The organism is Pseudomonas sp. B1(2018) (assembly GCF_003097365.1).
In the GTDB taxonomy this organism is placed as follows: Bacteria; Pseudomonadota; Gammaproteobacteria; order Pseudomonadales; family Pseudomonadaceae; genus Aquipseudomonas; species Aquipseudomonas laurylsulfatiphila.
In genome coordinates, this window is sequence record NZ_PYUK01000002.1 from 203576 (window position 1) to 226803 (window position 23228).

Below are 23228 nucleotides of genomic sequence, written 5' to 3' on the forward strand. Positions count from 1 at the left end.
TGTAGGACTGACACCTAGCTGTTTCGATGCGCTGAGCGTCGGATCAATCCGATGACCGGCAGCAGCCCGACCAGCACCAGGGTCAACGCTGGCAAAGATGCCCTCGCCCACTCTCCTTCGCTGGTCATTTCAAAGATCCGCACCGCCAGCGTGTCCCAGCCAAACGGGCGCATCAGCAGGGTCGCGGGCATTTCCTTGAGCACGTCGACGAACACCAGCAGCGCCGCGCTCAAGGTGCCGGGCAACAACAATGGTAGATACACTTTGAAAAACAGTCGTGGCCCACTGACGCCAAGGCTACGTGCCGCTTCGGGCAAAGATGGCCGTATACGCGCCAGGCTGCTTTCCAGCGGTCCGTAGGCCACCGCAATGAAGCGCACCAGATAGGCCAGCAATAACGCTGACAGACTGCCCAGCAGCAGCGGCTTGCCCGTGCCACCGAGCCAACTCGAGAGCGGGATCACCAGTTCGCGATCCAGATAACTGAACGCCAGCATGATCGATACCGCCAGCACCGAGCCCGGCAAGGCGTAACCCAGGTTGGCCAGACTGACCCCGGAACGAATGACTCGGGTGGGCGCCAGCCGTCGGGCAAACGCCAGCAACAAGGCGACGCTGACGGTGATCAACGCCGCCATCGCCCCAAGGTACAAGGTATGGACGATCAACCCGGTGTAGCGCTCATCGAGATCGAAGCGCCCGCGCTGCCAGAACCACACCGCCAATTGCAGCATCGGGATAACAAAAGCGCAGGCAAACACCAGACCGCACCAGGTCGAGGCCGCCAGCGCCTTGAAGCCCCGCAGGTGATACAGCGCCTTGACCCGTGGCCGCTCGTTGCCCGCCCGGTTGGCCCCGCGAGCACGCCGCTCGCCGTAGAGCACGAGCATCACCACCAGCAGCAACAAGCTGGCCAGTTGCGCGGCGGAAGACAGGCTGAAAAAACCGTACCAGGTCTTGTAGATGGCCGTGGTGAAGGTATCGAAGTTGAACACCGACACGGCGCCGAAATCCGCCAGGGTTTCCATCAGCGCCAACGCCACGCCCGCACCGATGGCCGGCCGCGCCATGGGTAATGCCACGCGCCAGAACGCTTGCCAGGGCGATTGACCAAGAACCCGCGCCGCTTCCATCAGGCCTTTGCCCTGGGCGAGGAAGGCCGTGCGGGCCAGCAGATACACATAGGGATAGAAAACCAGCACCAGCACCACAATCACCCCGCCCGTGGAGCGCACGCGCGGCAGCCGCAGACCGCTGCCGAACCATTCGCGCAGCAGGGTTTGCACGGGCCCGGCAAAATCCAGCAGGCCGACGAAGACGAAGGCCAGCACATAGGCCGGGATCGCGAAGGGCAGCATCAGCGCCCAGTCCAGCCAGCGCCGGCCGGGGAATTCGCAAAGGCTGGTCAGCCAGGCAAGGCTGACACCCAGGACTGTCACGCCGACACCGACGCCTAGCACCAGGGTCAGGGTATTGCCCAGCAAGCGCGGCATCTGCGTGTCCCACAAGTGGGACCAGATTTGAACGTCGATGGTTTGCCAGGAAAGCAGCAGGACGCTCAGGGGCAACAGGACCAGCGCAGCGATGGCGAAGACGACGGGATACCAGCGGCGTTGGGCGGGGTGGGCCAAGGAAAAGCTCTCTGGATAAATCAACGAAATGTACGTGAAACGCGAAAAGATCGCAGCCTTCGGCAGCTCCTACAGTGGGTTGGTGATCACCCTGTAGGCGCTGCCGAAGGCTGCGATCTTTTGCTCTTTAAACCAGCAGGTGTCAGTTCCAGCCAGCCTTGTCCATCAGGCGAATCGCCTCAGCCTGGCGCTTGCCGGCAATTTCCACAGGCAAGGTATCGGCGATGAACTTGCCCCATGCGGCGACTTCAGCCGATGGCTGCACGGCCGGGTTGGCCGGGAACTCCTGGTTCACGTCGGCAAAGATCTTCTGCGCTTCAGGGGTGGTCATCCACTCCACCAGGGCCTTGGCCGCTTCCGGGTGTGGCGCGTGTTGGGTCAGGCCGATACCCGACAGGTTGATGTGTACGCCACGGTCGGCCTGGTTCGGCCAGAACAGCTTCACCGGCAGATCCGGCTTCTGCTTGTGCAGGCGGCCGTAGTAGTAGGTGTTGACGATGCCGACATCGCACTGGCCGGCATTGATCGCTTCGAGCACGGCGGTGTCGTCGGAGAACACGTCAGTGGACAGGTTCTTGACCCAGCCCTTGAGGATCTCCTCGGTCTTGTCGGCGCCGTGCACTTCGATCATGGTCGCGGTCAGGGACTGGTTGTAGACCTTCTTCGCCGTACGCAGGCACAGGCGGCCATCCCATTGCTTGTCGGCCAGTGCTTCGTAGGTGGTCAGTTCGCCCGGCTTCACGCGGTCAGTGGAGTAGGCAATGGTCCGCGCCCGCAGGCTCAGGCCGGTCCAGGCGTGGGAGGCGGCCCGGTACTGCAGCGGAATGTTGGCGTCGATGGTTTTCGAGGTGAACGGCTGGAGGATGCCCATCTGCTCGGCTTGCCAGAGGTTGCCGGCATCGACGGTCAGCAGCAGGTCGGCCGGCGTATTCGCGCCCTCGGCCTTGAGCCGCTGCATCAGTGGCGCTTCCTTGTCGGTGATGAACTTCACCTTCACGCCGGTCTTGGCGGTGTAGGCATCGAATACTGGCTTGATCAACTCGTCGATACGCGAGGAGTAGACCACCACCTCGTCAGCGGCCTGGGCGGCGGTACTGCCAATCAGGGTCAGGGCCAGTGCAGTCAGTAGACGCTTCGGTGCCAACATGGGAGCGGTCTCTCGATTGAAAAATGAGGCCAAATGATAAGGACTCACATTTAGCTTCTCAATCGAACCCGTTCGCGGAGGAGTTACCAGATGTTGCGCCGCCTGGAATTTTTGGTGCTTGTGCTGACGCCTTCGCGGGCAAGCCCGCTCCCACAGTGGCCGGTGTCGTTCACAAATCCTGTGCCCAAAGCGATACCTGTGGGAGCGGGCTTGCCCGCGAAGAGGCCAGTAGCCTCCATGCAGAACTCAGGGCCTGGCCAGCGCCGGCAGATCCCCGGTCAACCCCAGCGCTTCACGCACGAACAAGGCTTTGGCTTCCGGCATCTTCTCAACCATTTTCAACCCGGTATTACGCAACCAGCGCACCGGCAACGGATCCGCCTGGAACAAGCGCTCGAAGCCTTCCATCGCCGCCATCAGTGCCAGGTTGTGCGGCATGCGCCGACGCTCGTAGCGGCTGAGGACTTTCACATCCGCCAGGCGTTCGCCTCGTGTTGCCGCTTGCAGCAACACTTCGGCCAGCACGGCGGCATCGAGGAATCCGAGATTCACACCCTGCCCGGCCAACGGGTGAATGGTGTGGGCCGCGTCGCCGATCAACGCCAGGCCTTCCGCCACATAACGCTTGGCATGCCGCTGGCGCAGGGGCACACACAGGCGCGGGTCGGCGCTGAGCACTTCACCAAGTCGCCCCTCGAAGGCTCGCTCCAGAGCCTTGCAAAAACCCTGGTCATCCATCGCCATCAAGCGTTCGGCTTCGCCGGGTGTGGTCGACCAGACGATCGAGCACCAATCCTGTTCGCCGTCGCGCTCCAGCGGCAGAAACGCCAACGGACCGTTGTCGGTGAAGCGCTGCCAGGCCGTCATCTGGTGCGGCTTGGCGCAACGCACGCTGGTGACGATGGCATGGTGCAGATAATCCCATTCGCGGGTCGCGACCCCGGCCAGGCGCCGCACGGCCGAGTTGGCGCCATCCGCTGCGATCACCAACGGCGCGCGCAGGGTGCGGCCATCGGCCAGGGTCAGCAGCCAGTCATCGCCGGAGCGGCGCATCTGTTCCAGCCGTGCATTGGCCAGCAACCCCAGGTCACAGTCGTGCAGGCGCTCGAGCAAGGCATCCTGGACCACTCGGTTTTCGACGATGTGCCCCAGCACCTCGGCATGCACGCTGGTCGCCGAGAAGTGGATTTGCCCGGTGCCGCTGCCATCCCAGACCTGCATGTCGGTGTAGGGGCTGCTGCGCCGCCCGGCGATGCCGTCCCAGACGCCAAGGCGTTCGAGAATCCGCTGGCTGGCAGCCGACAAGGCGCTCACGCGCGGCTCAAATGCGGCCTGAGCGTTGAAGGGTTTGACACTCATGGGGCTGCCGTCCAGCAGCAGGACTTCCAGCCCGCTGTTCTGCAACGCCAGCGCCAGGGCGCTGCCGACCATTCCGGCCCCGACAATCAGCAGATCTGCGCGCATTTCCATGCTTTAAGCCTGTCTCTCTTGCGGCTTGAGCCGCACGTAAAGGGTTTTTATCAATCGTGCCTTGTCAAACCGGCGCATCAGCCTGCTACGCATCCGGTCGTGTCCCCAGCCCCATTGCCTGTCGGGCAAACCAGCGTTTGGCCGGTGGCAGCAGGTCGAGGCCGAGCAAGCCGATGTTGCGACCCAGGGACACCAGCGGCTGGGTACTGCCGAACAGGCGCGTGACCTGATCGGAGAAGCCCACGGTGAGGTCCTGGTCTAGACGCTGACGCTCGCGATAGGCCTGCAAGGTGGCAAAGTCGCCCAAGGGCTTTTCGCTGGCGAGCAGGGCATCGGCCAGGGCCTGGGCATCGCGCAGGGACAGGTTGAACCCCTGGCCGGCAATCGGATGCAGGCTGTGCGCCGCGTTACCGAGAATCGCCAGATGCGGGCGCACCTGTTCCTCGGCCTCGACCAGTGTCAGCGGATACAGGTGTCGCGCACCAACCTGTTTCAATGTACCGAGGCGGTAACCGAAGACGCCCTGCAATTCACTGAGGAAACTGCGCTCGTCAAGGGCTGCCAGGCGTTGCGCGTCCATGCCCAGACGGGTCCAGACCAGTGCACAGCGGTTTTCCGGCAGCGGCAGCAACGCCATCGGGCCTTCGTCGGTGAAACGCTCGAAGGCCATGCCGTTGTGGGCCTCGCTCGGGGTGATGTTGGCGATCAGCGCACTCTGGTTGTACGGACGCTTGCGGATGCCGATCCCCAGTTGCTCGCGCAAGCCGGAGCGGCCACCATCGGCGAGCACCGCAAGGTCGCATTCCAGGGTGGTTTCATCGTTGAGGGTCAGGCGATAGCCATCGGTCAGCGGCTCCATGCGGGTGACTTCCGCCGGGCAGCGCCAGCTGATCACGTCCTTGTCCAGGCCTTGCCACAGGCATTGGCCGAGCCAGGCGTTTTCAACGACATAACCCAGCGCTGGAACACCCTCTTCCATCGCCGACAACCGCGCCGTCGAGAATCGACCACGGTCGGAAACATGAATCTGCTTGATCGGTTCGGCGCGGCGAGAGACTTCCTGCCAGACGCCCAGGCGTTGATAAATCTGCCGCGAGCCAAAGGACAGCGCCGAAGAACGGGCATCGTAACTCGGTTGATACGTATCCCCCGGGGCGAACGGCTCGATCAGCACGATCTTCCAGCCTCGGGCCTTGGCGCCGGCCTGCAAGGCCAGCGCCAGACTCGCACCGACCAGCCCGCCACCGATGATTGCCAGGTTGACTCGACTCATGCCGCTTGTGTCCGTGCTTGCGCCATCAGGGCCTCGATTTCGCTGACAGTTTTAGGGACGCCCCCCGTCAATAATTCACAGCCGGTTCTGGTGACCACTACGTCGTCCTCGATGCGCACGCCAATGCCACGCCATTTCTTCGCCACGCTCTGGTTGTCCGGAGCAATGTAGATCCCCGGCTCCACGGTCAACGCCATGCCGACCTCCAGCACGCGCCACTCGCCGCCGACCTTGTATTCGCCGACATCGTGCACATCCATGCCCAGCCAATGGCCGGCGCGGTGCATGTAGAACGCCTTGTAGGCTTCGCTGGCGATCAGTTCGTCAACCTCACCCTGGAGCAACCCCAGCTTGACCAGCCCGGTCGTGATGACCCGGACCGTGGCCTCGTGCGCCTGGTTCCAGTGTTTGTTCGGGGCGATTTCGGCAAAGGCGGCTTCCTGGGAGGCCAGCACCAATTCGTAAATCGCTTTCTGTTCCGCTGAATATTTACCGCTGACCGGAAAGGTCCGGGTGATGTCGCTGGCGTAGCAGTCGATTTCGCACCCGGCGTCGATCAGCACCAGGTCACCGTCCTTGAGCAGCGCATCATTCTGCTGGTAATGCAGGATGCAGCTGTTGCGCCCCGCCGCGACGATCGACCCGTAGGCCGGCATCTTCGCCCCGCCCTTGCGGAATTCGTAATCGAGCTCGGCTTCCAGGCTGAATTCGTGCAACCCGGCGCGACAGGCCTGCATTGCCCGTACATGCGCCTGGGCGGAAATCCGCGCCGCCTCGCGCATCACCTTCACTTCTGCCGCCGATTTATACAGGCGCATGTCGTGCAGCAGATGATCCAGGGCAACGAATTCGTTCGGCGGCTGGGCACCGAGGTTGGCCTTGGAGCGGATCACGTTGATCCATTCCATCAGGTGGCGGTCGAATTCAGGGTTGCTGCCCATGGCCGAGTACACCCGGTCACGGCCTTCGATCAGGCCCGGCAGGATGTCGTCGATATCGGTGATGGGGAAGGCGTCGTCGGCGCCGAAGTCGCGAATCGCGCCTTCCTGCCCGGCACGCAGGCCATCCCACAATTCGCGCTCGGCGTTGCGCTCGCGGCAGAACAGGATGTATTCGCCATGCACGCGCCCCGGCATCAGCACCAGTACGGCCTGGGGCTCGGGAAAACCGCTGAGGTACTGGAAGTCGCTGTCCTGGCGGTAGACGTGCTCGACGTCGCGGTTACGAATGGCCACCGCGGCGGCGGGCAGGATGGCAATGCTGTTGGGTTCCATCTGCGCCATCAGGGCCTTGCGGCGACGGCTGTATTCCGATTTCGGGATGTGGATCATGGGCAGATGGCGTTCCCTGGCAAACGATTAGTGCAGCGACGGCTTGGCGGCGGCCGGCACGTCTTTCTTGGTCTCGGAGAACAGCAGCAGCGGCGCGACGCGCAGGTACTCCATGACTTCCATATAGTCGTTTTCGCCGTCGTCGGATTCTTCCAGCGCGTCTTGCACCTGGGAAATGGCCGCCAGATCCTGCAGCACCTCGGTAGCCTCGGTACTCAGGGCACTGCTGTCACGGCAGTTCAGGCCGAAACCGCTGAGGAAACCCTGGCACCATTGGCCCAGGGCGGCGGCACGCTCGGTGAGCGGAGCGTCGTCGGTTGGCAACAGCAGAACGACGGTCACGTCATCGCCGGTGAGCTCGCCCTTTACCATCTCTTGCAGGCCGATCAGGGCGTTGCGAACGTTGTCCTGCGGCTCGCTTTCAAGCAGTTCGGCGGCGTCGATCAGCCAGCCTTCGGCGTCGAAACCGGCACCGGCGCAGCTGCGGCCGAGCAGCAGGCCGTGCAGTTCGGCAGGCGAGACGTTGTGGCCGCTGGAAGTCAGCAGGGTGGCGAAGCCTTGGTACGGGGAATTCTGAATGGTCATGGGCAGCTAGGCGCCAGACGGCGCTATGTCTAGAATGAAGGCCTTGTATCCTACATCGACTACCCCTGTAGGAGCGAGCTTGCTCGCGATGAACCCGAGAACGCCGCGGATTGTCAGGGACCCAGCGTTATCGTTGGCGACCATCGCGAGCAAGCTCGCTCCTACAGTCCATCACCCATCAGACAGTGAAGACAATGGAAGACACCGACCTGCAAGCGCTGATGGCCAGACTCGAACTGCTGATTACCCGAGTCGAGCAACTTAAGAGTCAAAACGGACTCTTACTAGCTCAGGAAAAGACCTGGCGCGAGGAACGCGCGCATCTCATTGAAAAAAACGAAATCGCCCGGCGTAAGGTCGAGTCGATGATTTCGCGCCTCAAGGCCCTGGAGCAAGACTCATGAGTTCAAGCAATAGCGTCACCGTGCAGATTCTCGACAAAGAGTATTCGATCATCTGCCCTCAGGAAGAGCGCAGTAACCTGGTCAGCGCCGCCCGTTATCTGGACGGCAAGATGCGCGAGATCCGCAGCAGCGGCAAAGTCATCGGCGCCGACCGTATCGCCGTGATGGCTGCGCTGAACATCACCCACGACCTGCTGCACAAGGAAGATCGCCCGGATGTTCAGGTCAGCGGCTCGACCCGTGAGCAGGTTCGCGACCTGCTCGATCGCGTCGATCTGGTCCTCGCGACCGATCCGGACGTCACCAAAGGCTGATTCGCGTCGCCGCTTGCGGTATACTGCCATCACTCCCTGGGGTGTTTGCCAGTTGGCGATGTCCCTGAGCCGATTTGCTATACCCTGGAGGTTGCACGTTGGGCTGGTGTGCATGTCCGCTAGACGGAAAGCCTTAAAGCCTACTGCATCTTCCACCTTGAACTTTCGGGTTCAAGGGCTAAGTCGACAGCGACACATTCGGGGAGCCTGATTCCAGTCCAATGCCGGTTCAAATACCGGCATTGGCGTTTTTGTAGATCTGCTTTTTACAGTTACGCTTCATGTATCCGTCCTGCCGAAGTCCGAATCCATGACCGAACCTGCGCTGCTTCCCCGCCCGCAACTTCGACGCATGCTGCGCAAGGCCCGTCGCGCACTGACACCCAGTCAGCAGCGCCAGGCCGCTCGCGGGCTGTACAAGCAATTGGCCCAGCAACCGCTGTTCCGCCGCGCCCGACATATCTCGCTCTATCTGCCGACCGACGGTGAAATTGATCCGCGCCTGTTGCTGCGTGCCGCACAGCGCCGGGGCAAGGCCACCTATCTGCCGGTGCTGAGTGCCTGGCCGCGAACCAAAATGGTGTTCCAGCGCATCCGGCCAGGGGAGAAACTCAAACCCAACCGCTTCCGCATTCTCGAACCACGGGCCAACCTCGCCCGGCAGCGCAGGATCTGGGCACTGGACCTGGTGCTGTTGCCATTGGTGGGGTTTGACGATGTTGGCGGACGCCTGGGGATGGGCGGCGGCTTCTATGATCGAAGCCTGGCTTACCTGGCGCGCCGCAATGACTGGCGCAAGCCGACGCTGTTGGGGCTGGCCCATGAGTGTCAAAAGGTGGAGCGATTGGCTCAGGCGAGCTGGGATGTGCCGCTGCAAGGAACGGTGACAGACAAGGCCTGGTATTACGCAGGCTAGACGCCACTTCGATCAGCGACGCCGGGACAACAGGGTCAGCGCTTGAAGGCTGTCGACTGTTGCTGCAATTGGGCGAGTTCGACCGGCGCATCGGTCTTGCTGGCCCACAGGCTTTGGGCATAGCCGGTGGTCACGACGCCAAGGCCAAACAAAATGACCAAAATCCATAGTAAATCCGGTTTGCGTTTCATCGATTGCCCCCCAAAGGCAGATCTACACGATGACAGCAGCGGTTTCCGTTTGTAGGCCGTGCAGCAGCGTCAAGCTTTAAAGGCCGGCATTTTGCGACAACGTGAACCGCTGCGCAAATGCTGACGTCAACCGACTGTCGGTTTGTCATAAAATTGCCGAAAAGCGGCTCAATCACCCCGCAAGGAGCAAAAGACATGGCCTATTGGCTGATGAAATCCGAGCCCGACGAACTCTCGATCAAGGGGCTGGAAAAGCTCGGCAAAGCGCGCTGGGACGGGGTTCGAAACTACCAGGCACGCAACTTCCTGCGGGCCATGGCCGTGGGGGATGAGTTCTTTTTCTATCATTCCAGCTGCCCGGAGCCGGGCATCGCCGGCATCGGCAAAATTGTCGAAGCCGCGTATCCGGACCCGACGGCGCTGGAACCTGAAAGTCATTACTACGACCCAAAGGCAACGGCGGAGAAAAACGCCTGGAGCGCGATCGATGTCGCCCATGTCGAGACGTTTGCCCGGGTGCTGAAGCTGGATTACCTGAAGCAGCAGACGGCGCTGGCAGAGTTGCCGCTGGTGCAGAAAGGTTCGCGGCTGTCGGTGATGCCGGTGACGCCGGAGCAGTGGGCGGCGGTGATATCGCTCAAGCCGTAAGGTTCTCGGTGCCCATCCAAATGCCATCGCGGGCAAGCCCGCTCCCACAAGGATTAGCGGTGAACACAAATTTTGTGAGCACCAGAAGCCACTGTGGGAGCGGGCTTGCCCGCGATAGGGCCGGCCCAGGCAACAGAGTTTTTACTGGATAATGAGGTTGTTGAACAAAAGATCCTCAACCACCGGCTTGCCGGTTTCGTCGTTCATCACTTGCTGAGTCTGTTTCAGGGCTTCCTGACGCAGCTTTTCCTTGGCCTCGACATTGTTCATCGTCTCGGTGGTCTGCTGGGCGAACAGCGCGACCAATTGATTGCGGATCAGGGGTTCATTGGCCTTCACCGCCTTGGCAGCCTCGTCACCGGTCACCCGCAACGCCACATCGGCCTTGTAGACTTTCAGTTTCGGCGTGCCGTCCAGGCCGTAGTTACCCACGAACGGTGGACTCAGGGTGATGTAACTGACCTTCGGAGCTGTATCTTCTTTGGCTTCTTCGGCCATCGCTGCCACAGGCAGGGACAGGGCCAGCAACAACATGATCCACGCTTTCACAATTCACTCCTTATCCGGTTTGCGGCTTAGCATAACGACCCGCCATGCAAGCACAAGCTTATGGCTGACTATCAGGGCCGGGCATGCTCGTTGACCCTTCGACCCACACACCTACACTTATCGGCCATCACTCCCAAAGGAATAGCCCTGATGAAAGCCGTGCTGTGCAAAGCCTTCGGCCCTGCCGAATCGCTGGTGCTGGAAGACGTCGCCAGTCCTGTCGCGAAGAAGAATGAAATCCTGCTGGACGTGCACGCCGCCGGGGTCAATTTCCCCGACACGCTGATCATCGAGGGCAAGTACCAGTTCAAGCCGCCCTTCCCGTTTTCCCCGGGTGGGGAAGCGGCCGGCGTGGTCCGCGAAGTCGGCGAGAAGGTCAGCCATCTGAAAGTCGGTGACCGGGTCATGGCCCTGACCGGCTGGGGCAGCTTTGCCGAACAGGTCGCCGTACCGGGCTACAACGTGTTGCCGATTCCGCCCTCCATGGACTTCAACACCGCCGCCGCCTTCAGCATGACCTACGGCACCTCGATGCACGCCCTCAAGCAGCGTGGCAACCTGCAACCGGGCGAAACCCTGCTGGTGCTGGGGGCTTCCGGTGGTGTCGGCCTGGCGGCAGTGGAAATCGGCAAAGCCATGGGTGCCCGGGTGATTGCCGCAGCCAGCAGCGCGGAAAAGCTCGCCGTAGCCAAGGCCGCCGGCGCCGATGAACTGATCAACTACAGCGAAACCAGCCTCAAGGACGAAATCAAGCGCCTGACCGACGGCCAGGGCGCCGACGTGATCTACGACCCGGTGGGCGGCGATCTGTTCGACCAGGCCATCCGCGCCATCGCCTGGAACGGCCGCCTGCTGGTGGTCGGCTTCGCCAGCGGGCGCATCCCCGAACTGCCGGTCAACCTGGCGCTGCTCAAAGGCGCGGCGGTGCTCGGCGTATTCTGGGGCTCCTTCGCCCAACGCCAACCGCAGGATAACGCGGCGAACTTCCAGCAACTGTTTGGCTGGTTTGCCGAAGGCAAGCTGAAGCCGCTGGTGTCGCAGGTGTATCCACTGGGTAATGCGGCGCAGGCGATCAATGATCTTGGCCAGCGTAAAGCAGTCGGGAAAGTGGTGGTGCAGGTTCGCTGAACCCGGCAAAGGGCCCGGACCTCTGCTAACGGGTCCAGGCTCTTTTTCTACAGTAACTGGCGGATATCTTCCGGCAAAAACCTTACATACCTGGAACCCGGGTTGTTCGAGCATTGCCTGATAATGATCGGCACCTTCCTGTTCATGTCGGCGATCAATGACAGACGCCGCTCGGTCGGCAGTGTTGCCGTGGAAAACGCGTTCGACAGATAAGCCCGGACGTAATGGAACGCGGCGGAATCGATCCACTCGTGCTCCGGGGCATGCGCCAGCGCCTCATTCAGATCGCGGCATCTCAATGCCTTGAGCCACTGGTTCAGATGCAGCGGTAGATGCACATCGAACCCGAATATCATCGGCGCAATGACTTCCTGCTCCTCAGGCTTGTCGCCCTCAACGGTCCATGGCTTGAACCGCCACTGCGCTATGGCAACCCGGACCGCCTCGGCGAAATCAGGGTGATCGCTTTGCAAAATGCTCACCTTGCTGACCGAGCCATTGGCATGTGCCATGAACCTGACCCGGACATTACCGGTGATTCCGGACCGCTGCAGCGCCGTTGGGTAAATCGGCTTGGGGTTGTTTTCCGGTATCAGGAACACCTCTCCTGCGCGGCTTTCAACAGACACAACAAACAACAGCACCACGAACACAACCCACCGCATCCTCCTCTCCCCCGCACCTTAAACGCCACAATCGGCTGTACGGCCAAGGTTAAAGCTCAAGGGTGCGGCACTGAAGGTCACGGCTTCCGGTAACAGAGCAGGACATTTCCCAAAGGATTGCCCTACCCGGGACAGATCAGTCGCGTAAAACATGGGTGGGTAAAGCTTCCTACAACGCCCTTCACTTACACCTGAGCGACATGTTCATAAAGGAACACGCGATATCCAACATTTCCGCTTTTTTGCCGATGAGAACCAGTGCTATTTTCGGTAACGAAACTGTAACATTCGCATCCGCAGTCAAAACAAGAAATTTGGAGCTCTTGAATGTTTGCTTTCTTTCGTCCTGCCGCACATCAGGCTCCATTGCCTGAAGAAAAAATAGACAGCACCTATCGACGCCTGCGCTGGCAGATCTTCGCCGGCATCTTCATTGGCTATGCCGGTTACTACCTGCTGCGCAAGAACTTCTCCCTGGCCATGCCCTACCTGATCGACGAGGGTTACTCCCGCGGTCAACTGGGTCTGGCGATGTCCGCCATCGCGATTGCCTATGGCCTGTCGAAGTTCCTCATGGGCCTGGTGTCCGACCGTTCCAACCCGCGTTTCTTCCTGCCGTTCGGCCTGTTGGTGTCGGCCGGGGTGATGTTCATTTTCGGTTTCGCGCCCTGGGCGACGTCCAGCGTGACCATGATGTTCATTCTGCTGTTCATAAACGGCTGGGCGCAGGGCATGGGTTGGCCGCCGAGTGGCCGGACCATGGTGCACTGGTGGTCGCAGAAGGAGCGTGGCGGCGTGGTGTCGGTGTGGAACGTGGCGCACAACGTCGGCGGCGGCCTGATCGGCCCACTGTTCCTGATCGGCATGGGCCTGTTCAATGACTGGCATGCGGCGTTCTACGTGCCGGCAGCGGTGGCACTGGCGGTAGCGGTGTTTGCCTTTGTGACCATGCGCGACACCCCGCAATCGGTTGGCCTGCCGCCGATCGAGCAGTACAAGAACGACTATCCGGAGGGCTACGATGCCAGCCACGAAGAGGAATTCAGCGCCAAGGAAATCTTCGTCAAATACGTGCTGCGCAACAAAATGCTCTGGTACATCGCCATGGCCAACGTCTTTGTCTATCTGCTGCGCTACGGCGTGCTGGACTGGGCACCGACCTACCTCAAGGAAGCCAAGGGCTTCACCGTGGATAAAACCTCGTGGGCGTATTTCTTCTACGAGTGGGCAGGTATCCCGGGCACGCTGCTGTGCGGCTGGATGTCGGACAAGATCTTCCGTGGCAACCGCGGCCTGACCGGCATGGTGTTCATGGCGCTGGTGACGGTCGCGACGCTGGTTTACTGGCTCAACCCGGCCGGCAACCCGATGATCGACATGATCGCGCTACTTTCCATCGGCTTCCTGATCTACGGCCCGGTCATGCTGATCGGCCTGCAGGCGCTGGAGTTGGCACCGAAGAAGGCGGCCGGTACGGCGGCGGGCTTTACCGGCCTGTTCGGTTACCTGGGCGGTTCGGTCGCGGCCAGTGCAGCGATGGGCTACACCGTGGACCATTTCGGTTGGGACGGCGGTTTCGTGCTGCTGGTGGGCGCCTGCCTGCTGGCAATGGCCTTCCTCGCCCCGACGCTACGACACAAACAAGTCGCCAGTCAGGGCCGCGAAACACTCGCTTGATCGGCCTTTGATTTACAGCGCTTGAGCCGCGCCTCCAGATTCCGGTCTGGCATGGCGTGGCTACGCAGGGCGTGTGCGGTCTGCTCGACATAATCGCGAGTGGTGCCGTAACGCCCGCAAGCGTTTTCGAACACATGGCTCAGCACATGGTCCGGCAGGTTGCCGGCATAGCTGGGCAGATGTCGCTCCAGCACAAACCCCAAGGCCTGAACCTGGCTGCCATCTTCGAGTCGGCAGTTGAGCCAGTGCGGGCGGTAGGAAGGAAATGGCATCTCTCGCTGCCAAAGTGCGTACAGCGACGCTTCGAGTTGCTCTTCGGGCAAGCGATAGGCGAAACCGCTGCAAGAGCCACCGCGATCCAGGCCGAACACCAGGCCGGGCATTTCCGGGGTACCGCGATGTTCGTGGGACCACAGGTACAACCCGCGATGGTAGCCATGCACCCGGCCGCGAACCCGTTCAACCGCCGTGCATTCAGGCCGCCAGATCAGCGAGCCATAGGCAAACAGCCACACCGGCCCACCCTTGTGACGGGCCATGGTCGACTGCATCGAGCTGAGCAATTGTTCGTGAGTGAGCTGCGGCCCCAGATCGAGCCGCGGAGGGTAAGCCAGATTCAAAAAAGCAGATTCGATGGCGCTCATGGCGAATAGCGTTCAGCTCCCCGCGGGTGAAGAATTACTTAATAGAACGCACGGATGTAACAATAAGGCACATAAGTTTTAAGGCAATTTGAATGCCATGGCACAGTTCTTAATTAATTGCCTGACTGGAATATAACCTACCGGCATTTATATAAATTTATAAATACCAATAGGCTATATAGGCAGGAATAAGGATACAAACCGTAGGAGCTGCCGCAGGCTGCGATCTTTTGATTTTCAAGACAAAGTCAAAAGATCGCAGCCTGCGGCAGCTCCTACAAGGGCAGGATCAGGAGCGAGGGGCGTAGGCAAATACGTCGGCGCGCATCTGGTGGGCGTCCATTCCCGCATCGACCAGCGCATCCAAGGTGCCGTAGACCATGGCCGGCGAGCCACTGGCGTAGACATGCAGGGCCTTGAGATCGGGAAAGTCTTCACAGACCGCTTCATGCAACATGCCGCAGCGCCCTTCCCAACCGCATTGATCGCTGACGACCTTGTGCAGGAACAGGTTGGGCAATTTCAGCCATTCGTTCCAATGCTCGACTTGATAAAAGTCCTCTGGACGACGCACGCCCCAATACAAATGCACCGGATGCTTGAAACCCGTGGCCCGGCAATGTTCGATCAGGCCGTGGATCTGGCCCATGCCGGTGCCGGCGGCGATCAGCACGAGAGGGCCGTCCGGCAACTCCTCCAGGTGGGTATCGCCAAACGGCAACTCGACCCGCACCATGCTGTTGCGCTGAAGCTGCTCGATCAGGCTCAGCGCACTGGATTCGCGCGCCAGTACGTGGATTTCCAGGTCGCGCCCCGCATGCGGTGCCGAGGCGAGGGAGAAGGCGGATTTTTCGCCATTCTCGCGTTCGATCATCAGGTACTGCCCGGCGTGATAACGCGGCGGTTTGCCGGCCGGAGCCCGCAGACGCACGCGCCAGGTGTCGCCGCCCACGTCCTTGCACTCAATGACCTGACACGACACGCTGCGCACCGGCAGTTCTCCCAAGGCGAGCACGCCATCCCACAGCACGATGCAGTCTTCCAGCGGCTCCGCTATGCAAGTGTAGAACTCGCCATGATCACGCACATTGCCGGCCTGCTCGACCCGACCTTCCACCAGCAGCGCCGCGCACACGTGGCAATTGCCGTTGCGGCAACTTTGCGGGCATTCGTAGCCCAGTCGTCGCGCGCCATCGAGAATCCGCTCGCCGGGCAATATCTCAAGCACTGCTCCGGAGGGCTGCAAGGTTACACGCATCAATCTATTCCTAACTGATTCCAGATGGCATCGATCCGCTGGGTTACCGCATCGTCCTTGACGATGACTCGGCCCCACTCACGGGTGGTTTCGCCCGGCCATTTATGCGTGGCATCAAGGCCCATTTTCGACCCCAGGCCGGACACCGGCGAAGCGAAGTCCAGGTAGTCGATCGGCGTGTTCTCGATCATCACCGTGTCGCGCTTGGGGTCCATGCGCGTGGTGATGGCCCAGATCACGTCGTTCCAGTCCCGGGCGTTGATATCGTCGTCGGTGACGATAACGAACTTGGTGTACATGAACTGTCGCAAAAACGACCAGACACCCAGCATTACCCGCTTGGCATGGCCCGGGTACGACTTTTTCATGGTCACGACGGCCATGCGGTACGAGCAACCTTCGGGTGGCAGGTAGAAATCGGTGATCTCCGGGAACTGCTTCTGCAGGATCGGCACGAACACTTCGTTCAGCGCGACGCCGAGAATCGCCGGCTCATCCGGCGGACGGCCGGTGTAGGTGCTGTGGTAGATCGGCTTGATCCGGTGGGTAATGCGCTCGACGGTGAATACCGGGAAGCTGTCGACTTCGTTGTAGTAACCGGTGTGGTCGCCGTACGGGCCTTCATCGGCCATCTCGCCCGGATGGATCACGCCTTCAAGGATGATTTCGGCGGTGGCCGGCACTTGCAGGTCGTTGCCGCGGCACTTCACCAGCTCGGTGCGGTTACCGCGCAACAGGCCGGCGAAGGCGTATTCGGAAAGGCTGTCGGGCACCGGGGTCACGGCGCCGAGGATGGTTGCCGGGTCTGCGCCCAATGCAACGGCAACAGGAAAGGGCTGACCCGGATGCTTTTCGCACCACTCGCGATAATCCAGCGCACCGCCACGGTGGCTCAGCCAGCGCATGATGACTTTATTGCGGCCAATCACCTGCTGACGATAGATACCGAGGTTCTGTCGGTCCTTGTTCGGCCCCTTGGTGACGGTCAGGCCCCAGGTGATCAGCGGAGCGACGTCGCCTGGCCAGCAGGTCTGCACCGGCAACTTCGCGAGGTCAACATCGTCGCCTTCGATGACCACTTCCTGGCAGATCGCGTCTTTGACCACCTTGGGCGCCATCGAGATGATCTTGCGGAAGATCGGCAGCTTGGACCAGGCGTCCTTCAGGCCTTTCGGCGGCTCGGGCTCCTTGAGGAACGCCAGCAGCTTGCCGATCTCGCGCAGTTCGCTGACCGCTTCGGCGCCCATGCCCAGTGCTACGCGCTCAGGCGTACCGAACAGGTTGCCGAGCACCGGAATGTCAAAACCCGTGGGCTTTTCGAAAAGCAGGGCCGGGCCTTTGGCGCGCAAGGTGCGGTCGCAGACCTCGGTCATTTCCAGTACTGGGGACACCGGAACCTGAATGCGCTTGAGTTCGCCGCGCTGTTCCAGCCCGCTGATAAAGTCGCGCAAGTCGCGATACTGCATGCGTAAGCCTCGTGTTTGGCCGTGGCGTTCGGGGCAGGCAGTTTAGCGCCGAACCCTTCGGTTCAGAACCACGAACTGCCACCTGATCAAAAATCGGATAGCAAAAAGCCGGGTTTCCCCGGCTTTTTGTGCCTGCTCGACTTACTTGCGTTTCATCGACAGGAAGAACTCATCGTTGGTCTTGGTCGTTTTCAGCTTATCGACCAGGAACTCGATGGCAGCCACTTCATCCATCGGATGCAGCAGCTTGCGCAGGATCCACATGCGCTGCAGCTCGTCGTCGGCGGTCAGCAACTCTTCGCGGCGGGTGCCGGAACGGTTGATGTTGATGGCCGGGAATACGCGCTTTTCAGCGATGCGGCGATCCAGAGGCAGCTCCATGTTGCCGGTGCCTTTGAATTCCTCGTAGATCACTTCGTCCATCTTCGAGCCGGTTTCAACCAGCGCGGTGGCGATGATGGTCAGCGAGCCGCCTTCTTCGATGTTCCGCGCGGCGCCGAAGAAACGTTTCGGCTTCTCCAGGGCGTGGGCATCGACACCACCGGTCAGCACCTTGCCGGAGCTCGGGATCACGGTGTTGTAGGCACGGGCCAGACGGGTGATGGAGTCGAGCAGGATCACCACGTCTTTCTTGTGTTCGACCAGGCGCTTGGCCTTCTCGATCACCATTTCGGCAACCTGCACGTGGCGGGTTGGCGGCTCGTCGAACGTCGAGGCAACCACTTCGCCGCGCACGGTGCGCTGCATTTCGGTTACTTCTTCCGGACGTTCGTCGATCAGCAGCACGATCAGGTGAACTTCAGGGTTGTTACGCGCGATGTTCGCGGCAATGTTCTGCAGCATGATCGTCTTGCCCGCTTTCGGCGGAGCAACGATCAGACCGCGCTGGCCTTTGCCGATCGGGGCGCACAGGTCGATGACACGACCGGTCAGGTCTTCGGTGGAACCGTTACCGGCTTCCATCTTCATGCGTACGGTCGGGAACAGCGGGGTCAGGTTCTCGAAGAGAATCTTGTTTTTCGCGTTTTCCGGACGGTCGAAGTTGATCGTGTCGACCTTGAGCAGCGCGAAATAACGCTCGCCTTCCTTTGGAGGGCGGATCTTGCCAACGATGGTGTCACCGGTGCGCAAGTTGAAACGACGGATCTGGCTCGGCGAGACGTAGATATCGTCTGGACCGGCGAGATAGGAAGCGTCAGCGGAGCGCAGGAAGCCGAAGCCGTCCTGGAGAATCTCCAGCACGCCATCACCGGAGATTTCCTCACCGCTTTTCGCGTGCTTCTTGAGCAGGGAGAAAATCACGTCCTGCTTGCGCGAACGGGCCATATTTTCTATGCCCATCTGTTCGGCCAATTCGAGCAGTTCGGTAATCGGCTTTTGCTTGAGTTCAGTCAGATTCATATAGGAATGACGTAATCATTTATGGAGGGGGGAAATTAAGCTTTTGGCTTAATGAGGCCGCGCCGCAGAGAAGGCGACAGGATCGCGTACTTATTCGAAAAGGAGTGCGTCGGCGACGGCTAGCAGGGGGCAATGGAGAAACCAGTGCGGGGCCGAATGTACCACCTGAGTTTAGGAGCGTCTAGCCCTGAATACGCAAAAAGCCCCGCTATTTGCGAGGCTTTTTCAGGACACTTTGCAGCGACGCTTAGATGTTGGCGTCGAGGAAAGCAGCCAGTTGCGACTTCGACAGTGCGCCGACCTTGGTCGCTTCAACGTTGCCATTCTTGAACAGCATCAGGGTCGGGATACCACGCACGCCATGCTTGGCCGGGGTTTCCTGGTTTTCGTCGATGTTCAGCTTGGCGACGGTCAGCTTGCCTTTGTAGGTCTCGGCAATTTCGTCCAGAACAGGAGCGATCATTTTGCAAGGGCCGCACCACTCAGCCCAGTAATCGACCAGTACAGCGCCTTCAGCCTTGAGTACGTCGGCCTCGAAGCTAGCGTCGCTAACGTGTTTGATAAGATCGCTGCTCATGGAATTCTCCAGGGTTGTAAGCAAAAAAACGTGGCCCATCATAGCTGCCCTTCCCTCGTTCAGGAAGGTGCAGTTGATTGAGTCTCGCTATGGTGTTCCATGAGTTTGGGTATAGCCCGGGTCACGCCGTGGCGGGAGCGACGAAGGCGATTCCGGTGCGCAACGCCGCGTTGCGCACGTGCTCGTGCATGGCTTTTTGCGCGGCGCCAGAGGCTCGGCGAGCCAGCGCGCGAAGGATCTTGCGGTGCTCCTGCCAGGTTTCCATGGCCCGCTCGGCCCGGATGAACGGTAGTTTCTGGCTTTCCAGGAAGATATCGGCGCTGGCGGTGAGGATACTCAACATTGCCTGATTGCCGCTGGCCAGCAGGATGCGCCGGTGGAATTCGAAGTCCAGGCGCGCCGCCGCTTCGAAATCAGCGGCCTTGAGTTCGTTGCGCATGGCGGCGACGTTGTCTTCCAGGGCATCGAGCTCCTCGGTGCTCAAGGTCACGGCCGCCAACCCCGCGGCAAACCCCTCCAGCGCGTAGCGCAACTGGAAGATATCCAGCGGCGAAGCCTGTGCCGCAAACGGCCAGCCCGCTGCGACCTCGCCTCGCGGCAGCTCCACCGGCGCCTGCACGAACACGCCTTTGCCCGGCTGGATGCTGATGACGCCCAGCGCACTCAGGGACGACAACGCCTCGCGCAAAGAAGCCCGGCTTACGCCCAACTGGACCGCCAGGTCCCGTTGCGAGGGCAAGGCATCCCCCGGCCCGAAGCCCTGCTCGGTAATCAGTTTGCGGATGGCTTGCAGCGCCACTTCGGGTACGGCGCGGGAGATCGAGTTCATGGTTTTCCAGACGAACCAGGCCAATGTGCGCTCAGTTGTAAAGCTATTCGCGACGCCCGGCAAGTCGTGCCCCATGGGGGTTCGGTGATTTTCCCGGTTGCGCCATCGGGGTGCGAAACACAACCTGACTGTTCAGACCAGTAAGACCGTTCGACGCCAGCAAAACCGCGCTCTGGCGCCCCCGAGACCGCATGTTGGCATGGCCCATGCTCTGTCGATCGGCAGAAATCACTTCTTGCCGATTCGGAGATTTGCCATGACCCAGCGTTTCAGCGCCCTCCTCGCCGCCCTGTTTGCCAGCCTGATGCTGACCCAGGCACCCGCCCACGCCGACGGTCTGGAGGATGTGGTCAAGCGCGGCGTCCTCAAGGTCGCCGTGCCCCAGGACTTCCCGCCCTTCGGCTCGGTCGGTCCGGACATGAAACCCCGTGGCCTCGATATCGACACCGCGAAACTGCTGGCCGACCAACTCAAGGTCAAACTCGAACTGACCCCGGTCAACAGCACCAACCGCATCCCGTTCCTCACCACCGGCAAGGTCGACCTGGTGATCTCCAGCCTCGGCAAGAACCCGGAGCGCGAGAAGGTCATCGACTTCTCCCGCGCCTATGCGCCCTTCTACCTCGCCGTGTTCGGTCCGCCAGACGCCGACATCAAGACCCTGGACGACCTCAAGGGCAAGACCATCAGCGTCACCCGCGGTGCCATCGAAGACATCGAGCTGACCAAGGTCGCCCCCGAAGGCGTGACCATCAAGCGCTTCGAAGACAACAACTCGACCATCGCCGCGTACCTGGCGGGTCAGGTCGACCTGATCGCCAGCGGCAACGTGGTGATGGTCGCGATCAGCGAGAAGAGTCCGAAACGCGTGCCGGCGCTGAAAGTGAAGCTCAAGGATTCGCCGGTCTACGTCGGTGTGAACAAGAACGAGCCGGCGCTGCTGGACAAGGTCAACCAGATCCTCGTGACCGCCAAGAGCGACGGAGCGCTGGAGAAAAACGCCCTGACCTGGCTGAAAGAACCACTGCCGGCCGACCTCTGATCTCGCGCGCAGGAGAGACGTTATGGCTTATCAGTTCGACTTCTTGCCGGTGGTGAACAACACCGATCTGTTGCTGCGCGGTGCGTTGTTCACCCTTGAGCTGACCGCCATCGGCGCGGTGCTCGGCGTAGGGCTGGGCATCGTCGGGGCGTTGGTGCGGGCGTGGAACATCCGGCCTTTCGCGGGGATTTTCGCGGTCTACGTCGAGTTGATCCGCAACACGCCCTTCCTGGTGCAGCTGTTTTTCATCTTCTTCGGCTTGCCGTCCCTGGGCGTGCAGATTTCCGAATGGCAGGCGGCGGTGCTGGCGATGGTGATCAACCTCGGCGCCTATTCGACCGAGATCATCCGCGCCGGCATCCAGGCGATCCCCCGAGGTCAACTGGAAGCCGCGGCGGCACTGGCGATGACGCGCTTCGAAGCGTTCCGCCATGTGGTGCTGCTGCCGGCACTGGGCAAAGTCTGGCCGGCCCTGAGCAGCCAGATCATCATCGTCATGCTCGGCTCGGCGGTGTGTTCGCAGATCGCCACCGAAGAGTTGAGTTTCGCTGCCAACTTCATTCAGTCGCGCAACTTCCGCGCCTTTGAAACCTACGCCCTGACGACCTTGCTCTATCTGTGCATGGCGCTGCTGATCCGCCAGTTGCTGAACTGGATCGGCCACCGCTTCATCGCAAGGAGCAGCCGATGAGCGATTTCACTTTCTGGGACATCGTGCGCAACCTGCTCACCGGCCTGCAATGGACGCTGGCGCTGTCGCTGGTGGCGTTCGTTGGCGGCGGGCTGATCGGCTTGCTGATCATGGTCATGCGCATCTCGGGCAAATCCCTGCCGCGCAGCTTTGCGCGCACCTACATCGAACTGTTCCAGGGTACGCCGCTGCTGATGCAGCTGTTCCTGGTGTTTTTCGGCGTGGCCCTGGCCGGACTGGAAATTTCGCCGTGGATGGCGGCGGCGATTGCCCTGACGCTGTTCACCAGCGCCTACCTGGCGGAGATCTGGCGTGGTTGCGTCGAATCGATCCCCAACGGCCAGTGGGAAGCCTCGGCGAGCCTGGCGCTGAACCCGCTGGAACAATTGCGCCATGTGATCCTGCCCCAGGCGCTGCGCATCGCCGTGGCGCCGACCGTGGGCTTCTCGGTGCAAGTGGTCAAAGGCACCGCCGTCACCTCGATCATCGGCTTCACCGAGCTGACCAAGACCGGCGGCATGCTCGCCAACGCGACTTTCGAACCCTTCATGGTCTATGGCCTCGTCGCCCTCGGCTATTTCCTGCTCTGCTACCCCCTGTCGCTCAGTGCGCGCTACCTGGAAAGGAGACTGCATGCCTCTGCTTAGAATTTCCGCCCTGCATAAATACTACGGCGACCATCATGTGCTCAAAGGCATCGACCTGAGCATCGAGGAAGGCCAGGTGGTGGCGATCATCGGCCGCAGTGGCTCGGGCAAATCCACCTTGCTGCGCACCCTCAACGGCCTGGAGTCGATCAATGACGGCGTGATCGAAGTCGACGGCGAATACCTCGACGCCGCCCGCGCGGACCTGCGCAGCCTACGACAGAAAGTCGGCATGGTGTTCCAGCAGTTCAACCTGTTCCCGCACCTGACCGTGGGTGAGAACGTCATGCTGGCGCCGCAAGTTGTGCAGAAGGTGCCAAAGGCCAAGGCCGCCGAACTGGCGCGACAGATGCTGGAACGGGTCGGGCTGGGGGAAAAGTTCGATGCCTTTCCGGATCGACTGTCCGGCGGTCAGCAACAGCGGGTGGCGATTGCCCGTGCCCTGGCGATGTCTCCGAAAGTGTTGCTGTGCGATGAAATCACCTCGGCCCTGGACCCGGAGTTGGTCAACGAAGTGCTGAGCGTGGTCCGGCAACTGGCCAGGGAAGGCATGACACTGATTATGGTCACCCACGAAATGCGCTTCGCCCGGGAGGTTGGGGACAAGTTGGTGTTCATGCACCAGGGCAAGGTGCATGAGGTGGGGGATCCGAAAGTAGTGTTCGCCAATCCGCAGACGGCGGAGCTGGCGAATTTCATCGGGACCGTGGAAGCAACCGCCTGAACCCTGGTAGGAGCTGCCGA

25 protein-coding genes and 1 other RNA gene are annotated in these 23228 nt (G+C 61.0%); 11 read left to right on the forward strand and 15 right to left on the reverse strand.

Translation table 11 applies throughout. The annotated features are described in order from the left end of the window. Window positions 1-14 precede the first annotated feature (14 nt). The 6 genes from C9422_RS03380 to C9422_RS03405 form a co-directional block, all read right to left on the reverse strand. Window positions 15-1631, reverse strand: coding sequence for an iron ABC transporter permease (locus C9422_RS03380; RefSeq protein WP_116579699.1), 1617 nt, complete (start codon window positions 1629-1631; stop codon window positions 15-17). A 142-nt stretch (window positions 1632-1773) separates the two neighbouring features. Then, window positions 1774-2778: an extracellular solute-binding protein gene (locus C9422_RS03385; RefSeq protein WP_116579700.1), complete on the reverse strand. Its 1005-nt coding sequence runs from the start codon at window positions 2776-2778 to the stop codon at window positions 1774-1776. Window positions 2779-3024: 246 nt separating this feature from the next. Next, complete coding sequence (locus C9422_RS03390) at window positions 3025-4242, reverse strand: 2-octaprenyl-3-methyl-6-methoxy-1,4-benzoquinol hydroxylase (RefSeq protein WP_165824750.1); 1218 nt, start codon at window positions 4240-4242, stop codon at window positions 3025-3027. Between the two features lie 91 nt (window positions 4243-4333). After that, window positions 4334-5521, reverse strand: a complete 1188-nt coding sequence (gene ubiH / locus C9422_RS03395) for a 2-octaprenyl-6-methoxyphenyl hydroxylase (RefSeq protein ID WP_102673509.1) — start codon at window positions 5519-5521, stop codon at window positions 4334-4336. After that, window positions 5518-6852, reverse strand: coding sequence for a Xaa-Pro aminopeptidase (pepP, locus tag C9422_RS03400; RefSeq protein ID WP_116579702.1), 1335 nt, complete (start codon window positions 6850-6852; stop codon window positions 5518-5520). The genes ubiH and pepP overlap by 4 nt, the downstream gene beginning before the upstream one ends. A gap of 27 nt (window positions 6853-6879) precedes the next feature. Further along, a complete protein-coding gene (locus C9422_RS03405; RefSeq protein WP_095964285.1) occupies window positions 6880-7437 on the reverse strand; it encodes a YecA family protein in 558 nt (185 codons plus the stop codon). A 194-nt stretch (window positions 7438-7631) separates the two neighbouring features. On the opposite strand from C9422_RS03405, the gene C9422_RS03410 reads away from it, so the two are divergent. The 4 genes from C9422_RS03410 to C9422_RS03425 all read left to right on the forward strand — a co-directional run bounded on the left by C9422_RS03410 (window position 7632) and on the right by C9422_RS03425 (window position 9071). Next, window positions 7632-7841 carry a TIGR02449 family protein gene (locus C9422_RS03410; protein WP_007982902.1) on the forward strand — a complete coding sequence of 70 codons (210 nt, stop codon included), beginning with the start codon at window positions 7632-7634 and terminating at the stop codon, window positions 7839-7841. Further along, entirely contained in the window at window positions 7838-8155 is a 318-nt protein-coding gene (locus C9422_RS03415) for a cell division protein ZapA (protein ID WP_007978902.1), read from the forward strand. Before C9422_RS03410 ends, C9422_RS03415 begins: the two co-directional genes overlap by 4 nt. A gap of 30 nt (window positions 8156-8185) precedes the next feature. Continuing rightward, a non-coding RNA gene (gene ssrS / locus C9422_RS03420) (6S RNA) lies at window positions 8186-8364 on the forward strand. A gap of 101 nt (window positions 8365-8465) precedes the next feature. Further along, a complete protein-coding gene (locus C9422_RS03425) occupies window positions 8466-9071 on the forward strand; it encodes a 5-formyltetrahydrofolate cyclo-ligase (RefSeq protein ID WP_007978899.1) in 606 nt (201 codons plus the stop codon). Between the two features lie 35 nt (window positions 9072-9106). Here the strand turns inward: C9422_RS03425 and C9422_RS32155 are convergent, their stop codons facing one another. After that, window positions 9107-9262 carry a hypothetical protein gene (locus C9422_RS32155; RefSeq protein WP_007978897.1) on the reverse strand — a complete coding sequence of 52 codons (156 nt, stop codon included), beginning with the start codon at window positions 9260-9262 and terminating at the stop codon, window positions 9107-9109. Between the two features lie 195 nt (window positions 9263-9457). On the opposite strand from C9422_RS32155, the gene C9422_RS03430 reads away from it, so the two are divergent. Then, window positions 9458-9910: an EVE domain-containing protein gene (locus C9422_RS03430; RefSeq protein ID WP_116579703.1), complete on the forward strand. Its 453-nt coding sequence runs from the start codon at window positions 9458-9460 to the stop codon at window positions 9908-9910. Window positions 9911-10051: 141 nt separating this feature from the next. Here C9422_RS03430 and C9422_RS03435 read toward each other — a convergent pair whose 3' ends face one another. Then, a complete protein-coding gene (locus C9422_RS03435; protein WP_116579704.1) occupies window positions 10052-10459 on the reverse strand; it encodes a flagellar basal body-associated protein FliL in 408 nt (135 codons plus the stop codon). A gap of 150 nt (window positions 10460-10609) precedes the next feature. Between C9422_RS03435 and C9422_RS03440 the strand changes: the two genes are divergently transcribed. After that, window positions 10610-11587: an NADPH:quinone oxidoreductase family protein gene (locus C9422_RS03440; protein ID WP_007978892.1), complete on the forward strand. Its 978-nt coding sequence runs from the start codon at window positions 10610-10612 to the stop codon at window positions 11585-11587. A 47-nt stretch (window positions 11588-11634) separates the two neighbouring features. On the opposite strand, the gene C9422_RS03445 is transcribed toward C9422_RS03440, so the two are convergent. Beyond that, on the reverse strand, window positions 11635-12252 hold the full coding sequence (locus C9422_RS03445) for an energy transducer TonB (protein ID WP_116579705.1): 618 nt from the start codon (window positions 12250-12252) through the stop codon (window positions 11635-11637). Between the two features lie 327 nt (window positions 12253-12579). Here C9422_RS03445 and glpT point away from each other — a divergent pair, with 327 nt between their 5' ends. Continuing rightward, window positions 12580-13929: a glycerol-3-phosphate transporter gene (glpT, locus tag C9422_RS03450; protein ID WP_116579706.1), complete on the forward strand. Its 1350-nt coding sequence runs from the start codon at window positions 12580-12582 to the stop codon at window positions 13927-13929. Here the strand turns inward: glpT and C9422_RS03455 are convergent. The 6 genes from C9422_RS03455 to C9422_RS03480 form a co-directional block, all read right to left on the reverse strand. Next, a complete protein-coding gene (locus tag C9422_RS03455) occupies window positions 13905-14573 on the reverse strand; it encodes a gamma-glutamylcyclotransferase (RefSeq protein ID WP_116579707.1) in 669 nt (222 codons plus the stop codon). The genes glpT and C9422_RS03455 overlap by 25 nt on opposite strands. A 289-nt stretch (window positions 14574-14862) precedes the next feature. After that, window positions 14863-15831 carry a CDP-6-deoxy-delta-3,4-glucoseen reductase gene (locus C9422_RS03460; protein WP_116579708.1) on the reverse strand — a complete coding sequence of 323 codons (969 nt, stop codon included), beginning with the start codon at window positions 15829-15831 and terminating at the stop codon, window positions 14863-14865. Beyond that, window positions 15831-17297, reverse strand: a complete 1467-nt coding sequence (ubiD, locus tag C9422_RS03465) for a 4-hydroxy-3-polyprenylbenzoate decarboxylase (RefSeq protein WP_116579709.1) — start codon at window positions 17295-17297, stop codon at window positions 15831-15833. Before ubiD ends, C9422_RS03460 begins: the two co-directional genes overlap by 1 nt. A gap of 141 nt (window positions 17298-17438) precedes the next feature. Then, on the reverse strand, window positions 17439-18698 hold the full coding sequence (gene rho / locus C9422_RS03470; RefSeq protein ID WP_003206716.1) for a transcription termination factor Rho: 1260 nt from the start codon (window positions 18696-18698) through the stop codon (window positions 17439-17441). 247 nt (window positions 18699-18945) lie between these two features. Then, on the reverse strand, window positions 18946-19275 hold the full coding sequence (trxA, locus tag C9422_RS03475) for a thioredoxin TrxA (RefSeq protein WP_003206727.1): 330 nt from the start codon (window positions 19273-19275) through the stop codon (window positions 18946-18948). A 121-nt stretch (window positions 19276-19396) separates the two neighbouring features. Continuing rightward, a complete protein-coding gene (locus C9422_RS03480) occupies window positions 19397-20104 on the reverse strand; it encodes a FadR/GntR family transcriptional regulator (protein WP_102699680.1) in 708 nt (235 codons plus the stop codon). 256 nt (window positions 20105-20360) lie between these two features. Here C9422_RS03480 and C9422_RS03490 point away from each other — a divergent pair, with 256 nt between their 5' ends. From C9422_RS03490 to C9422_RS03505, 4 genes are read left to right on the forward strand one after another with little or no spacing between them, the layout of a single operon-like run. Next, window positions 20361-21146 (forward strand): transporter substrate-binding domain-containing protein, encoded by a 786-nt coding sequence (locus C9422_RS03490; RefSeq protein ID WP_095964292.1) that lies wholly within the window; start codon window positions 20361-20363, stop codon window positions 21144-21146. 22 nt (window positions 21147-21168) lie between these two features. Continuing rightward, window positions 21169-21837: an amino acid ABC transporter permease gene (locus C9422_RS03495; protein ID WP_046039042.1), complete on the forward strand. Its 669-nt coding sequence runs from the start codon at window positions 21169-21171 to the stop codon at window positions 21835-21837. Continuing rightward, a complete protein-coding gene (locus tag C9422_RS03500) occupies window positions 21834-22484 on the forward strand; it encodes an amino acid ABC transporter permease (RefSeq protein WP_116579711.1) in 651 nt (216 codons plus the stop codon). The genes C9422_RS03495 and C9422_RS03500 overlap by 4 nt, the downstream gene beginning before the upstream one ends. Further along, complete coding sequence (locus tag C9422_RS03505; RefSeq protein WP_116579712.1) at window positions 22471-23208, forward strand: amino acid ABC transporter ATP-binding protein; 738 nt, start codon at window positions 22471-22473, stop codon at window positions 23206-23208. Before C9422_RS03500 ends, C9422_RS03505 begins: the two co-directional genes overlap by 14 nt. Window positions 23209-23228 lie beyond the last annotated feature (20 nt).